This is a genomic window from Pseudomonas fluorescens group sp. (genome assembly GCF_020093335.1).
GTDB lineage: Bacteria > Pseudomonadota > Gammaproteobacteria > Pseudomonadales > Pseudomonadaceae > Aquipseudomonas > Aquipseudomonas petroselini.
In genome coordinates this window covers 38,627-51,740 of record NZ_JAIOKW010000006.1, presented here as the reverse complement: position 1 = coordinate 51,740, position 13,114 = coordinate 38,627, and the positions used below count along the sequence as shown (strand labels likewise).

At 58.0% G+C, this 13,114-nt stretch carries 14 protein-coding genes and 1 tRNA gene; 11 read left to right on the top strand and 4 right to left on the bottom strand.

Translation table 11 applies throughout. From position 1 onward, the window contains the following. Nucleotides 1-123: 123 nt before the first annotated feature. The 8 genes from K7431_RS08960 to murB all read left to right on the top strand — a co-directional run bounded on the left by K7431_RS08960 (nucleotide 124) and on the right by murB (nucleotide 6,954). Entirely contained in the window at nucleotides 124-2,349 is a 2,226-nt protein-coding gene (locus K7431_RS08960; protein WP_012724912.1) for a DNA internalization-related competence protein ComEC/Rec2, read from the top strand. An 83-nt stretch (nucleotides 2,350-2,432) separates the two neighbouring features. After that, nucleotides 2,433-3,068, top strand: a complete 636-nt coding sequence (locus tag K7431_RS08955) for a MotA/TolQ/ExbB proton channel family protein (RefSeq protein ID WP_012724911.1) — start codon at nucleotides 2,433-2,435, stop codon at nucleotides 3,066-3,068. After that, nucleotides 3,065-3,493, top strand: a complete 429-nt coding sequence (locus K7431_RS08950) for an ExbD/TolR family protein (RefSeq protein ID WP_012724910.1) — start codon at nucleotides 3,065-3,067, stop codon at nucleotides 3,491-3,493. Before K7431_RS08955 ends, K7431_RS08950 begins: the two co-directional genes overlap by 4 nt. Next, complete coding sequence (gene lpxK, locus K7431_RS08945) at nucleotides 3,493-4,503, top strand: tetraacyldisaccharide 4'-kinase (RefSeq protein WP_012724909.1); 1,011 nt, start codon at nucleotides 3,493-3,495, stop codon at nucleotides 4,501-4,503. The genes K7431_RS08950 and lpxK overlap by 1 nt, the downstream gene beginning before the upstream one ends. Nucleotides 4,504-4,527: 24 nt before the next feature. Next, nucleotides 4,528-4,713, top strand: a complete 186-nt coding sequence (locus K7431_RS08940) for a Trm112 family protein (protein WP_003174668.1) — start codon at nucleotides 4,528-4,530, stop codon at nucleotides 4,711-4,713. Beyond that, nucleotides 4,710-5,474: a 3-deoxy-manno-octulosonate cytidylyltransferase gene (kdsB, locus tag K7431_RS08935; protein WP_012724908.1), complete on the top strand. Its 765-nt coding sequence runs from the start codon at nucleotides 4,710-4,712 to the stop codon at nucleotides 5,472-5,474. Before K7431_RS08940 ends, kdsB begins: the two co-directional genes overlap by 4 nt. Further along, a complete protein-coding gene (locus K7431_RS08930) occupies nucleotides 5,474-5,938 on the top strand; it encodes a low molecular weight protein-tyrosine-phosphatase (protein WP_012724907.1) in 465 nt (154 codons plus the stop codon). Before kdsB ends, K7431_RS08930 begins: the two co-directional genes overlap by 1 nt. Beyond that, the gene (gene murB, locus K7431_RS08925; RefSeq protein WP_012724906.1) at nucleotides 5,935-6,954 is read left to right on the top strand and encodes a UDP-N-acetylmuramate dehydrogenase; all 1,020 of its coding nucleotides are present in this window, start codon (nucleotides 5,935-5,937) and stop codon (nucleotides 6,952-6,954) included. The genes K7431_RS08930 and murB overlap by 4 nt, the downstream gene beginning before the upstream one ends. Before the next feature lie 76 nt (nucleotides 6,955-7,030). Here the strand turns inward: murB and K7431_RS08920 are convergent, their stop codons facing one another. Continuing rightward, a complete protein-coding gene (locus tag K7431_RS08920) occupies nucleotides 7,031-7,702 on the bottom strand; it encodes a Bax inhibitor-1/YccA family protein (RefSeq protein WP_003174664.1) in 672 nt (223 codons plus the stop codon). A 152-nt stretch (nucleotides 7,703-7,854) separates the two neighbouring features. Between K7431_RS08920 and K7431_RS08915 the strand changes: the two genes are divergently transcribed. Continuing rightward, a tRNA-Ser gene (locus K7431_RS08915) sits at nucleotides 7,855-7,945 on the top strand. Nucleotides 7,946-8,413: 468 nt separating this feature from the next. Here the strand turns inward: K7431_RS08915 and K7431_RS08910 are convergent. Next, nucleotides 8,414-9,229 carry a hypothetical protein gene (locus tag K7431_RS08910; RefSeq protein WP_012724904.1) on the bottom strand — a complete coding sequence of 272 codons (816 nt, stop codon included), beginning with the start codon at nucleotides 9,227-9,229 and terminating at the stop codon, nucleotides 8,414-8,416. A gap of 69 nt (nucleotides 9,230-9,298) precedes the next feature. After that, a complete protein-coding gene (locus K7431_RS08905) occupies nucleotides 9,299-9,748 on the bottom strand; it encodes a hypothetical protein (RefSeq protein WP_012724903.1) in 450 nt (149 codons plus the stop codon). Nucleotides 9,749-10,573: 825 nt separating this feature from the next. Between K7431_RS08905 and K7431_RS08900 the strand changes: the two genes are divergently transcribed. Both K7431_RS08900 and K7431_RS08895 read left to right on the top strand, forming a co-directional pair. Then, on the top strand, nucleotides 10,574-10,903 hold the full coding sequence (locus K7431_RS08900; RefSeq protein WP_148270925.1) for a hypothetical protein: 330 nt from the start codon (nucleotides 10,574-10,576) through the stop codon (nucleotides 10,901-10,903). A 219-nt stretch (nucleotides 10,904-11,122) separates the two neighbouring features. After that, entirely contained in the window at nucleotides 11,123-11,647 is a 525-nt protein-coding gene (locus tag K7431_RS08895) for a hypothetical protein (protein WP_012724901.1), read from the top strand. Nucleotides 11,648-11,996: 349 nt separating this feature from the next. Here the strand turns inward: K7431_RS08895 and K7431_RS08890 are convergent, their stop codons facing one another. Next, nucleotides 11,997-12,866 carry an AraC family transcriptional regulator gene (locus tag K7431_RS08890; protein WP_012724900.1) on the bottom strand — a complete coding sequence of 290 codons (870 nt, stop codon included), beginning with the start codon at nucleotides 12,864-12,866 and terminating at the stop codon, nucleotides 11,997-11,999. Between the last annotated feature and the right edge of the window lie 248 nt (nucleotides 12,867-13,114).

The window sequence follows — 13,114 nt, the reverse complement described above, 5'->3', positions numbered from 1 at the left end:
TCAGTTCGAGGGGCAAGTATGCCCGCATTCTATAAACAGAAAATTCAGACTTTGTGACAAAACATCATAGGCCGCGCTGGGTGCTCGGCTAAGACTGAGTGGATCACTTGAAAAGGATGATTCATGAGGACAGGGATGTTCGCGTTTGCGCTGGGGCTGCTGGCCTTGCGTTTTCTACCGGCATTGCCGGCAACCGGCTGGCTGATCGCCCTGCTGGTGCTGGCGTTGATGCTGTTGCCGTTTCGCACTTACCCCTTGGCGTTTTTCCTGCTGGGGCTGAGTTGGGCGTGCATCAGCGCACAGTGGGCCCTGGATGACCGCCTGCGGCCAGCGTTGGACGGCCAGACGCGTTGGGTGGAAGGGTGGGTCACCGGTCTGCCGCAACAGACGGGCGAGGGCGTGCGTTTCGTACTGACCGACAGCCGGTCACGTAACGCGCGGTTGCCTACACGCATCCGGGTGTCCTGGCGTGGCGGGCCGCCGGTGCGCAGCGGTGAACGCTGGCGCCTGGCGATTACTCTCAAACGACCGGCCGGGTTGCTGAATTTCCACGGCTTTGATCAGGAAGCCTGGCTGCTGGCCCAGCGGATTGGCGCCACCGGTACGGTGAAGGACGGCGAGCGTCTGGCACCGGCCCGCCACGCCTGGCGTGACAACGTGCGCCAGCGCCTGATGGTGGTGGATGCCCAGGGCCGGGAAGCCGGCCTGATGGCCCTGGTATTGGGCGATGGTTCCGGATTGGCCGCTACCGATTGGCAGGTGTTGCAGGACACCGGCACCGTGCATCTGCTGGTCATTTCCGGCCAGCACATCGGTTTGCTCGCGGGCTTGATCTACGGGGTGATCGCCGGGTTGGCGCGCTACGGCTGCTGGCCGCGAACCTGGCCGTGGCTGCCCTGGGCGTGCGGCCTGGCGTTCAGCGCCGCGCTGGGTTACGGCGTGCTGGCAGGGTTTGGCGTGCCGGTGCAGCGCGCCTGCGTGATGGTCGGGTTGGTGTTGTTGTGGCGCTTGCGCTTCCGGCATCTGGGGCTGTGGTGGCCATTGCTGCTGGCACTCAATGCGGTGCTGGTCCTGGAGCCGTTGGCCAGCCTGCAGCCAGGGTTCTGGCTGTCGTTTGCGGCGGTGGCGGTGCTGGTCCTGGCGTTTGGCGGACGGCTGGGACCGTGGAGCCTTTGGCAGGCGTGGACCCGCCCGCAGTGGTTGATTGCCATCGGGTTGTTTCCGGTCTTGCTGGTGCTGGGGCTGCCTATCAGCCTCAGCGCACCGTTCGCTAATCTGGTTGCGGTGCCCTGGATCAGCCTGGTGGTATTGCCGCTGGCGTTGCTGGGGACCGCGTTGCTGCCGCTGCCGTGGGTGGGTGATGGATTGCTGTGGCTGGCGGGCGGTGCGCTGGACGGCTTGTTCAACGGCTTGGCGTGGCTGGCCGGGTACATGCCTGCCTGGATCCCGGCCGAGGTGCCGCTGGGCTACTGGCTGGTGAGTCTGCTCGGTGCGGTGCTGCTCCTGCTGCCCAAGGGCGTGCCGTTTCGGCTGCTGGGCTGGCCGATGCTGTTACTGGCGGTGTTTCCGCCGCAAGAACGGGTGCCCCATGGGCAGGTGGAGGTCGTGCAGCTGGACGTCGGGCAGGGACAGTCGCTGATTTTGCGCACGCGTCACCACACTTTGCTGTATGACGCCGGTCCACGCTCCGGAACCTTTGACCTGGGCGCCCGCGTGGTGTTGCCGTCGTTGCGAAAGCTTGGGGTAGCGGCCTTGGACCTGATGCTGCTCAGCCACGCCGACGCCGATCATGCCGGTGGTGCGGCAGCGATTGCCAAGGGCCTGCCGATCAAGCGCGTGGTGGGTGGAGAAACCGACGGGCTGCCGGCGTTTCTCGGCACCCGGCCGTGCATCAGTGGCGAGCGCTGGACCTGGGACGGCGTGACGTTCGAACTCTGGCAGTGGCCTGGCGCCATCAGTGGCAATCCGAAGTCTTGCGTGTTGCAGGTGCAGGCCAATGGCGAGCGCCTGCTGCTGACCGGCGACATTGACCGCGCCGCCGAACAGGCCATGCTCGCTTCCCCGCTGGCGGTGCCCACTGAATGGTTGCAAGCGCCGCACCATGGCAGTCGCAGTTCTTCGTCGTGGGCGTTTCTGGAGCGCCTCGCCCCTGGTTCCGTGCTTATTTCACGGGGGCGGGGTAATGCGTTCGGCCATCCGCATCCCCAGGTGATGGCGCGCTACCAGCGGTTGGGCAGCCAGGTGTATGACAGTGCCGAGCAGGGTGCTGTGCGCGTGCAATTGGGCGCTTTCGCACCACCGGTTGTTGCGCGCAGTCAACGCAGGTTCTGGCGCGAGCGGTTACCTTAGGCTCTGGCAGCCGCGGCCGATGGGGTCTGTGGCCGACGAACCTATATGGTAAAGTGGCGCACTTTTTCGAGGGGACATTCACTGTGTGGGAATTGGTCAAATCCGGCGGCTGGATGATGTTGCCGATCATCATGAGCTCTATCGCCGCACTCGGCATCGTCGCCGAACGCCTGTGGACCCTGCGTGCCAGTCGCGTTACCCCCGAGCATCTGCTGGGGCAGGTCTGGTCCTGGATCAAGAACAAGCAGCTGGACAAGGACAAACTCAAGGAACTGCGCGCCAATTCGCCGTTGGGTGAAATCCTCGCCGCCGGCCTGGCCAACTCCAAGCATGGTCGCGAGATCATGAAAGAGTGCATCGAAGAGGCCGCCGCGCGCGTCATCCATGAACTGGAGCGCTACATCAACGCCCTCGGCACCATCGCCGCCATGGCGCCATTGCTCGGTTTGCTGGGTACGGTACTGGGCATGATCGATATTTTCAGCTCGTTCATGGGCTCCGGCATGACCACCAACGCGGCCGTGCTGGCCGGTGGTATTTCCAAGGCGCTGATCACCACGGCAGCAGGCCTGATGGTGGGTATTCCTTCGGTATTCTTCCACCGTTTCCTGCAACGTCGCATTGATGAACTGGTGGTGGGCATGGAACAGGAAGCCATCAAACTGGTGGAAGTGGTGCAGGGCGACCGTGACGTGGATCTGGTTGGGGGCAAAGCGTGAAATTTCGCCGCAAGCAACGGGAAAATGTCGATATCAACCTCGCGTCGCTGATCGACGTGGTGTTTATCCTGCTGCTGTTTTTTGTCGTCACCACCACCTTCACCCGACAAACCGAGCTGCGCGTCGACCTGCCGGAAGCCGTGAGCGGCTCGCCGGCCGAAGACCAGGAAGTCAAGCAACTGGACATCGCCATCAGCGCTGACGGGGTGTTTTCGGTGAACAATCAGTTGCTCGAGAAAAACGACCTCGCCAGCCTGATGGATGCGTTGCAGAAAGAGTCCGGCGGTGACACCCAGCGGCCGTTGTCCATCAGCGCCGATGGCAAGACCCAGCACCAAGCCGTGATCACTGCGATGGATGCCGCCGGCAAGCTCGGCTTCAGCCATCTGCGCATGACCACCGTCGAGGCGGCGAGCCCACCCTGATGGCCATGTCCGATCGTTTGCTCAAGGCCTGGTACGAAGGCCATCCGGCACTCGCACTGTTGCGGCCGCTGGAATCTCTGTATCGCCGGGTGGTGCAACGCAAGCGCACACGCTTTCTGGCGGGTGAGGGCGAGATCTATCAATCGCCGGTGCCGGTGGTGGTGGTCGGGAATATCACTGTGGGGGGCACGGGCAAGACGCCGTTGATCCTCTGGTTGATCGAGCACTGCCGACGCAGCGGCTTGCGCGTGGGCGTAGTCAGTCGCGGTTATGGCGCTAAGCCACCACAGTTGCCGTGGCGGGTCGAAGCCAGCCACAGCGCTGACCTGGCAGGTGACGAGCCTTTGTTGATTGTGCAGCGCTGCGGTGTACCGCTAATGATCGATCCCGATCGCAGCCGTGCGGTCAAGGCGCTGTTGGCCAGTGAAACCCTGGACCTCATTCTCTCCGACGACGGCCTGCAGCATTACCGCCTGGCCCGTGACCTTGAACTGGTGCTGATCGACGCCGCCCGTGGCCTGGGCAACCGCCGTTGCCTGCCGGCAGGGCCGTTGCGCGAACCGGTGGAGCGGCTGCAGAGTGTCGACGCGCTGCTCTATAACGGCGCCGCCAGCGACCGCGAGGACGGTTTTGCCTTTCGCTTGCAGCCCGCCGCGCTGGTCAATCTACAGACCGGCGAGCGCCAGCCGGTCGATCATTTTGCACCGGGCCAGCAAGTGCATGCGGTCGCCGGCATCGGCAACCCGCAACGTTTCTTCAATACCCTTGAAACGCTACACTGGCAGCCGATATCCCATGCGTTTGCCGACCACGCGCCATACAGTGCCGAGGTCTTGAATTTTACGCCGTCATTGCCGCTGGTCATGACCGAGAAGGACGCGGTGAAGTGCCGCGCCTTTGCCCAGCCCGACTGGTGGTACCTTGCGGTGGATGCACTGCCGTCGCCGGCGTTCGTTGCCTGGTTCGACACGCAGTTGATGCGTCTGTTGCCTGCCCGTCTTTTGCCTTAAACCGCTTCTTTCCAGGAAACACTCATGGACACCAAACTGCTCGACATCCTCGCTTGCCCGATCTGCAAAGGCCCGCTCAAGCTCAGCGCCGACAAAACCGAGCTGATCAGCAAAGGCGCCGGCCTGGCTTACCCGATCCGTGATGGCATCCCGGTGATGCTCGAAAGCGAAGCCCGCACCCTGACCACCGATGAGCGCCTGGATAAATGACCACAGCCTTTACCGTTGTCATTCCCTCCCGCTATGCGTCGACCCGGCTGCCGGGCAAGCCGCTGCAACTGATCGGCGACAAGCCGATGATCCAGCTGGTGTGGGAACAGGCCTGCAAAAGCAGCGCCGAGCGCGTGGTGGTGGCCACCGATGACCCGCGTATCATTGAAGCCTGCCAAGGCTTCGGCGCCGAAGCCGTACTGACGCGTGAAGATCACAACTCCGGCACCGATCGCCTGGCCGAAGTCGCCACAAAACTTGGCCTCGCGCCCGATGCCATCGTGGTCAATGTGCAGGGTGACGAGCCGTTGATCCCGCCGAGCGTGATCGACCAGGTAGCCGCCAACCTGGCAGCCCATGGCGAAGCCCGCATGGCGACCCTGGCCGAGCCTATCGAAGACATCGCGACCCTGTTCAACCCGAACGTGGTGAAGGTGGTCAGCGACATCAACGGCCTGGCGCTGACGTTCAGCCGTTCGACCTTGCCATGGGCCCGCGATGCGTTTGCCAAGCAACCTGATGTGTTGCCGGAAGGCGTGCCCTACCGCCGCCATATCGGCATATACGCCTACCGCGCCGGTTTCCTGCATGACTTCGTCAGCTGGGGCCCGTGCTGGTTGGAAAACACCGAATCCCTGGAGCAACTGCGGGCGCTGTGGCACGGCGTGCGCATCCACGTGGGCGATGCGCTGGAAGCGCCGCCGGCCGGTGTCGACACCCCGGAAGACCTTGAGCGCGTCCGTCGCCTGCTGGGGGCCTGATGGAGGTCCTGTTTGTCTGCCTGGGCAATATCTGTCGCTCGCCCACCGCAGAAGGCGTACTGCGCCATAAATTGCGTGAAGCGGGGCTGGCGGGGCAGGTCGACGTAGCGTCCGCCGGTACCGGCGAATGGCATATCGGCAACCCGCCGGACCCACGCAGCCAGCGTGCGGCGTTGGTGCGTGGCTACGACCTGTCGGCCCAGCGGGCCCAGCAGGTCTCGCGCGCCGACTTTGCGCGCTATGACCTGATCCTGGCCATGGACCACAGCAACCTGCGCAACCTAAAGGCCATGCAGCCGGCGCAGGGCAAGGCGGAGCTGGATCTGTTCCTGCGCCGCTACGAGGCTGAAGTGGACGAAGTCCCCGACCCGTATTACGAAGGTGAACAAGGCTTCGAACGGGTCCTGGACTTGATCGAACGTGCCTGTGATTTATTGGTGATCGAATTGAAGGGGCGGTTATGACCTTGCAGGTGCTTGCGCAGGTATCGCTCAAGCCATTCAACAGTTTTGGCATTGACGTACGTGCCCAGTTATTCGCCGAGGCCCACAGCGACGACGACGTCCGTGAGGCCCTGGCCTATTCAGCTGCGCAGGCGCTGCCGTTGCTGGTGATCGGCGGTGGCAGCAACTTGCTGCTGACCCAGGACATCCAGGCGTTGGTGCTGCGCATGGCCACCAAAGGCATCCGTGTGCTGCACGATGACGGCACGCAGGTGGTGGTCGAAGCCGAGGCGGGTGAAGCCTGGCACCCGTTCGTGCTGTGGACCCTGGAACAGGGGTTCTGCGGCCTGGAAAACCTCAGTCTGATCCCCGGCACCGTTGGCGCGGCCCCCATGCAGAACATCGGCGCCTACGGTGTGGAGATCAAGGATGTGTTCGTCGGCCTCACCGCCCTGGACCGACACACTGGCGAACTGCGCGACTTCAGCCTGGAAGAATGCAACTTCGCCTACCGTGACAGCCTGTTCAAGCACGAGACCGGGCGCTGGCTGATCCTGAGGGTGCGTTTTGCCCTGAGTCGCGCCAGCCACCTCACACTCGACTACGGCCCGGTGCAGCAGCGCCTGGCAACCCAGGGCATCACCGACGCGACGCCGAGCGATGTCAGCCGGGCCATCTGCAGCATCCGTCGGGAAAAACTCCCGGACCCGGCAGAGCTGGGCAATGCCGGGAGTTTCTTCAAAAATCCATTGGTGTCCCAGGCGCTGGCGGCTGAACTGCAGGCGCTGTATCCGGACCTGGTGGCTTACCCACAGGCCGATGGGCAGATGAAGCTCGCGGCCGGCTGGCTGATCGACAAGGCCGGCTGGAAGGGCTTTCGTGAGGGGGATGCCGGGGTGCACACGCTCCAGGCGCTGGTGCTGGTCAACTACGGCGGTGCTACCGGGCACGATATCGCCAACCTGGCCCAGCGTATCCAGCGCGACATTGCAGAGCGTTTCAAGGTCGATCTGGAAATGGAGCCCAACCAGTACTGATTGGCTGCTCTCGATACGTAAGAAACAAAAATGCCCCGTATCTTTCGATACGGGGCATTTTTTATTGCGCTAGCGATCAGTCGTCGCGGCTCATGATGCCGAAGATCTGCAACAGGCTGATGAACAGGTTGTAGATCGACACATACAGGCTGACAGTCGCCATGATGTAGTTACGCTCACCGCCGTGGATGATCGCACTGGTCTGGAACAGGATGCACACCGAGGAGAACAGCACAAAACCCGCGCTGATCGCCAGTTGCAGACCGCTGATCTGGAAGAACATGCCTGCGACCACGGCCGCCAGCAGCACGAAGAAGCCCGCGGTGATGAAGCCGCCCAGGAAGCTCATGTCCTTACGGGTGATCAACACGTAGGCCGACAGACCACCAAACACCAGGGCCGTCATGGCAAACGCCGAACTGACCACTTCCGCCCCACCGGCCATGCCGAGGTAGCGGTTGAGGATCGGGCCGAGGATAAAGCCCATGAAACCGGTCAAGGCAAACGCCGACACCAGGCCCCACGCCGAGTCACGCAGCTTGTTGGTCAGGAAGAACAGACCATAGAAGCCGATCAGCACGACAAAGATATTCGGGTAGCCGACGCGCATCTGCTGCGCCACGAACGCCATCACGCCGCTGAATGCGAGGGTAAGGGCGAGCAAGCCATAGGTGTTGCGCAACACGCGGCTGACTTCAAGCTGCTCAGCCTGCGCGTTGCCATTCACTGCGTAATTCTGTTCGCGCATGGCGACACTCCTTCGGTTTTGAAACGTTCAGTCGCAAAGATCATAACAGACGCTCTGTAACAAGCGATGGCGAGAGTTTGACAGTGTGTTTCATTCGGGTATTATGGCGCCCGCTGAGACGGGATGGGCTATTATAATCTCGTGACGCACAAGGGAAATTGGCAGAGTGGTTGAATGCACCGGTCTTGAAAACCGGCGGACGTTAATAGCGTCTCCAGGGTTCGAATCCCTGGTTTCCCGCCAAACACATAAAGAAATCCCGCGAGCCAGAGGCTTTGCGGGATTTTTTTTGCCTGCAGTTTGCTGGGCTACCTACTGATGTGTTGGCATTAAGTGGGATGTGTTGGGCCGACGGAGTAGGGTGGGTTGCTGACATTGACAGGCGAAGGGGCTTCGCCATGCTGCAAGCGTTTCGCGGGTGTTGAGGCGGGAATGCCCGCAATGAGCGGCCTAGCGGCGCCCAGTGCGTCGGCTGTGCGGCACCTTTCGGCATCATGATTTCTGAGACGGTGGCGCAGCCAGGCAGTGACATGCGCTCAGTTGAGGTTGTAGCCAAATGATCGCGTCATTAGCACGGCTTTCCAGTGGCTTTCACGTGCATCAATCTCTTGCTGCATGGCGTGAAGGTCGGCGATCTCCAGCAGAGTAAACCGGAAATCCTGCTGACGCTCCACTCCAACGCCCAACGCCTGCACCAGTGCTTTGGGCTGGTCAGACCGTCGAAAGAGCAATCGCTTTTTCTAAGACGGCCTGTAACATCTGCTCCGGTGATTGTTCCTTGTTGAAGAAGCTCGGTGACAATTTATCAGCGTCGTTTTCAGTCGATTGCCGGAGAAGGGCGAGCGGCCCCGATTGTCCTAACTGCTCTTGGTAAAGACTTTTTATACTGTCCCTAAAGCCATCAGGGTATGCCGCTTTCTCGACCCCTGGAAGGTCATCGAAATAGTCCATGATGCCTTTGAAGATTTCACTGTTGTCTCCGCCGTTCGTTATAGTGGCGTACAACTTGGAAAAATATGTTTCATCCTGCTTACTAAGCTCCCCATAAGCGGCATACCGTTCTGCATCCGTATAGGTTCCTGAATCATCATAAACAATATTGCTTAGCCCGTTTCGGGCCATGCCTTCAAATGGGTTTGGAAGCTTTTCGGGAGGGAGTTTAGAAAGCCCAATGGCGTAATCCAGTGACTGCTGACCTAACGCTAAACGGGCAGGGTCGTCTGTTTTGGGAAGTAGATCCTCATTATTAAGATTCCCGCCAGCAATCCGCTGCCCGAAATTGTACATATCGCTCTGACCTTTTGCATATTGTCCTTTTAAATCCCTATCGGACATAGAGGCTTGTTTATCATCAGCCTTACTTAATGCGTACAGTGCCCGTGCAGAATCGGAGATTGTGACGGTCTCCGTCGTCTTGGGGGCGGTATCCCCTGAAGGTAAATTTACAGGGTTGGACGAAGGAAGCTTCTCTTGTGTAGAAACTTTTGCCTGTGTACTTGCTTGATACGATTTAATCGAAATGTCCATGGTGATACTCCATACGCTGGAGATAGCTCGAGAGCTATCTTCAGCTAAGGTTCCTATACAAATGTCGGATTATTTGATTTCAAATTCGACAGTGTAGTTATAGGGAGGCGCCGATTGAATTGCTGTGATATTTGCATTGCAAGTAGCGTTATCGAAACCAGTGCTAGTGCCCATTTTAGTCCAGCTAGGGGCTTTAGTCGTTGGATTGACCTGGTGACTTGCTGCAAAACGACATTTCTTATTACCTGACGTATAGACAAACCGCATTCCTGAAACCGTATCCGCGACACTGGTCAGGGCAAATGTTGTCATTGCAGACGGCAGAATCGTACTTGGAGTGGGGGCTACACTCCCTGAAAAATACTCGAAAGTGTACGCGGCTGGACCGGTCGTAGAGTTCTTCACCTTCACGGTGACGATGGTGCCTGCTTGGGCAGATGCAATCATAGAGGCGAATAGAGTTGCTGCCCCGAACAGTTTAGCGAATCTCATAAATATCCCTTTAATTTTGATAATCACTATAACTCTTGTCCTTCCGCGTTTCGGTAAGCACTTTAACTACAAGTGCCTTCTTGATGCAGAAGGATAGTGGCTTTAGGTCATACATCCATGATGCGAAAGCATTTTCCCTCGTCTTGTATAGAAAAGACAGCAAGACTCAACCTCTATAGCGGCAGGTGACCAGAATTCTTTAAGCCAAGGGTTGCCGTTTTTGACACATCGGATGGATAAAGATTTCACAACCTGCAGGAACTAACACATATCCAGCCTGCAACCCTTCAATTTCAATAGCTTGCGCAGTGGTCCTGGTTGTCGCTACCGGCTATCACTCTAGTCATAGTACATAGGTTGAGTTACTCATTTTCGCCACTGCCTGTGGCGGCACCGCTATGCTCTGCTAGTTTCGGTAGAAAGATGACCGCCTGTCGATGCGCAGAGGTCAGGCCGTCGCTAACCCGCCAAGAGCGGAGGTAATGGCGATTGTGTAGTATCTGCCTCCATTCCCACGTATATGAGGTACTCGATGCCTGGTCGCCACTCCTCATCCCCAGCAAGATCTGGCCGATACCTGCAAAACGCCCGTTCGCTTTTGGGAAAGCGACTGAGCGTGCTGCTGCACGACCAATACTATTTCAACGACGAGAAATATCTGGGAGACATAGGTTCTCTAGAATGGCGGTTTGGCGAGCGAGAAACTCTATCGATGTATCTCTTCAGTGATGGCGAAAGAGTAGGGGCGGACTTGTTGCCCTCTGATACGCCGGTGTCCGTTGGCCTCGAAACCCGCTTCGTTACCTCAATTTGATGAACGCCTTGGTGTCGATAGCAGCCTCGGGGGAGAAGATGAACGAAGAATTCAGCTATGTCTGGCTATTGCCGCTGCTTGAGAAACCTTTCGAAACAGCTGCACTCGATTTGCCTGATGCGGTAAGAGCCCTTAGCAAAAAATATACGCTACCTGCCAACATAGCGTTGCAGCCGCTGGTGATCACAGCTTTGATGTCGCATTCCGAATATTGGTCGGGACTAGCGCTTAAATGGCTGGAGGATGGCTTTCCTATAGACATTCCGCTGACCGCGCTCTTGGCTCATTGCGCCGAGGACAAAACGTTGTCTCAGTCTCGCCGTCATAGAGCACGCAGGCTTGTCGGCCGGAAAAAATTATGGGGCTGAATCCGATGTCTGGCTGTTATCGACTCCAGTCGCTTCAGAAAGGGATGTGAATTACGCGCAGGGGCTTAGTAGAGTCGCAGGGATGTATATAGCGCTAAGATTAAAGTGGTTGAATGGAACCAAGCACCGAGCAGAAAATATTTGCCAAGATGGGAAATTACTCAGAAGCTTTCGAGGGAAATGTTCCTCAGTCTGCGCTGATAGGTTAGGGTTGAATGGATGAAAAGTTATCAAGGTAATATTTCTAAAGAATCATTGAATCTGTTTGTTACAGATATTGGGTCCGAAGAGTTTTTTTCATATGTGGGAAGCTACGTGTCATTAGAACAAGCAGTTGCGGTTCTAGGTCTGCTTTCTCCTGATTTTATTGAGTCTGACGGCCACGTTTTCTGGCTGCCTAACGCTCAGCAATACGATCCGCAAAAGTTTCCTTTAATGGGGTTGGTCGAAACTAGAGCTGGCGTGTGTGAAAAAAGTGCGTCGCGTAGAGATGTTGAGCGATATAGAAATATTTTTCCTATAAATCAATTTTTTACAAAATGGGAAGATGCATCGAGTCGGCCTATATTGAAAGTTGGTTTGTCGGAGGAAGATTATCGTCTGTGTCATTTATTTGCTGAGCAGATAGTCAGATATTGGGCGCGCGCATTATCAGAATGCTTTCCAGAGAAGGTGTTTCAGTTTGAAGTTGCCGATGATCTTCTCGATGAATATGGTGTTTGCCTGACATTCTGGCAGTCGTAGCAGCAAACTCCGAGCCAAGGTGGGGTAGAAAGGCTTCACAAGACACTCCAAGCATTGAAACTAGACGGATCGACGCATCTACATCTTGAGACTGTAGATGTGCGCTCGCGCAGGGGATCAGACCAAACTTCTGTGACTAGGCGTCTTTTGCTATTCGACGTAGCCGCCGAAATTGTGGGGACTAAATCAAGTGACAGTCCCCATGCCAGTGCCAATCGACGCCGGAGTTAGGCTCATCAATGGAATGGCTGACGGTCTACTTTTGGCCAATTACAGCTTTTCACAAAAAGCTGTCCCCCTGAACGGAAACTCGCCAACGTCAGCCACGCTCAACAAGCAGCTCGACCCGTTACTGCAACGGAACATACACATCCGTTTTCCATTGATCCTGTGGTGTTTGCGGATACACGCTCAGGTAATGGAAGAACAGTAGCTGATCACGCAGTTCTTCGCCACTGGTAGGCAGCCAATCGCGGTAGATCGGATAGATCGATTCGCCGATGTGGTCCGGTGACCCCACGTGCCGCACTACGACGCAGCGACCGCCAGCAATAACTAGTTCGCGCACGCCGAACGCATTCGGTTCCACCGCCTCGTGAATCTCGCCGCAAATGGCGAAGCGGAATGCTTCTGCTGGCGTGGTGTCGGGGTTGCCGTAGGGAATGCCAAAGCTGCGACTCGATGCCACCGGCGACTGCCCGCTCTGCATGCGCCACTCGATGAACCTGCTCACGCTCTCATTGACGAGCCCGGGGGGGCCGCAATGTTCAAGTGCTGCGACCCGGACTTCGGGGAACTCCACGATTCGTACTTGCATGATGATAGTCCTGGAAAAATGAGGGATGGTGAACACCGCATGCCAGACCTGCCAGTTCGGCGCCTTCCTGAACGCACTCGGCGTCATACCGACCGCTCGCTTGAACGCCCTGCAAAACGCCTCGGGACTGTCGAAACCGGCACCGAGTGCCGCCTCCAGTACCGAGTGATCCGCAACGGCGGCCAAGCGATGGGCGGCGCGTCGTAGCCGCATCAGTTGCACATAACGTGAAACCGGCACGCCGACGAACGCGGTGAATTGGCGATGGAAGTGAAACGTCGAAAAATTCGCCACATGGCTCAACGTCTTCACCGACAGATCATCTTCGAGATGCTCATCAATGTAGGCGAGTACGGCGTTGAAGCGCTTTGTGTAAGCGACGTTGATCGGCGTGTCGGACACTGGTACAAGCTCCTGGAAGTACGGTCGGCAATAGCGTCGACTATAGCGAAGGTAGCCTGCCTAGCCGGGTTTGCTCAACGCGGGTTGTGGAGGGAACACCCGTAGATGAGTGACCACCCCTTTTACCCTCGCGACGTCTTCCATTGAGCGTGCGTAAGTCTGTGACACGTCGCCAAGGCAGGCGCGGCGGATAGTTTCAGTTCGGCGTCATACAAGTGCACTGCACCCCACTTCATCGTGGCCGTTTG

Excerpts from the sequence above, each read along its gene's own strand:
- K7431_RS08960 (WP_012724912.1), top strand. The coding sequence starts at position 124 with ATGAGGACAGGGATGTTCGCGTTTGCGCTGGGGCTGCTGGCCTTGCGT.
- lpxK (WP_012724909.1), top strand. The coding sequence starts at position 3,493 with ATGGCCATGTCCGATCGTTTGCTCAAGGCCTGGTACGAAGGCCATCCG.
- K7431_RS08940 (WP_003174668.1), top strand. The coding sequence starts at position 4,528 with ATGGACACCAAACTGCTCGACATCCTCGCTTGCCCGATCTGCAAAGGC.
- kdsB (WP_012724908.1), top strand. The coding sequence starts at position 4,710 with ATGACCACAGCCTTTACCGTTGTCATTCCCTCCCGCTATGCGTCGACC.
- K7431_RS08930 (WP_012724907.1), top strand. The coding sequence starts at position 5,474 with ATGGAGGTCCTGTTTGTCTGCCTGGGCAATATCTGTCGCTCGCCCACC.
- murB (WP_012724906.1), top strand. The coding sequence starts at position 5,935 with ATGACCTTGCAGGTGCTTGCGCAGGTATCGCTCAAGCCATTCAACAGT.
- K7431_RS08920 (WP_003174664.1), bottom strand. The coding sequence starts at position 7,702 with ATGCGCGAACAGAATTACGCAGTGAATGGCAACGCGCAGGCTGAGCAG.
- K7431_RS08910 (WP_012724904.1), bottom strand. The coding sequence starts at position 9,229 with ATGGACATTTCGATTAAATCGTATCAAGCAAGTACACAGGCAAAAGTT.
- K7431_RS08900 (WP_148270925.1), top strand. The coding sequence starts at position 10,574 with ATGAACGAAGAATTCAGCTATGTCTGGCTATTGCCGCTGCTTGAGAAA.
- K7431_RS08895 (WP_012724901.1), top strand. The coding sequence starts at position 11,123 with ATGAAAAGTTATCAAGGTAATATTTCTAAAGAATCATTGAATCTGTTT.